We start from the raw sequence: 515 nt of genomic DNA, 5'->3' as shown, positions 1-515 counted from the left end.
AGGGAAGGAGACTGGCCGCGGGAGAGGGCCGTCCAGGCTTCCCCCAGCTCGCGCATGAGGACGTCGAGGGAGAGGCCGTCCACCAGCAGGTGATGGAAGACGAGCAGCAGCACGTGGTGCTGGGCAGACAGGCGCCAGAGGACGAAGCGGAAGAGAGGCCCGTCCTCCAGGGAGAAGGGCGCGTCGGCCTGCTGGCGGAGGCGCGAGGCCAGCGCGTCGGCGTCGTCCTCCAGCGACTCGACGCGCAGCAGCGGCGAGGCGGGCAGGGGCCGCACCCGCACCTCGGGCTGGCCCTCCACGGAGACGAAGGTGGAGCGCAGCACCGCATGGCGCTCCACCAGCCAGCGCAGGGCCGCCTCCAGGACTTCGGGCTGAAGCGCGCCGTGAAGCTCCACGGCTTCCGGTACGTGGTACGCGCAGGAGTCAGGCTGAAGCTGGTGAAGGAACCACAGCCGCTGCTGGGCGGAGGAGACGACAGGCGGCGTGCCTTGCGCAAGCGGCGAGGGCGCCGGAAG

Annotated in this window: 1 protein-coding gene; it reads right to left on the bottom strand. The window is 71.7% G+C overall.

Features of this window, described 5'->3' with window-relative positions; all coding sequences use genetic code 11:
• Positions 1–515: condensation domain-containing protein (locus tag G4D86_RS51860; protein WP_164003110.1), on the bottom strand; the 515-nt coding region annotated here is incomplete at both ends.

It is taken from the genome of Pyxidicoccus caerfyrddinensis, from assembly GCF_010894405.1.
GTDB classification, from domain to species: Bacteria; Myxococcota; Myxococcia; order Myxococcales; family Myxococcaceae; genus Myxococcus; species Myxococcus caerfyrddinensis.
Note: the sequence above shows the minus strand (reverse complement) of the source record. Positions and strands in the feature narration are given on the sequence as shown.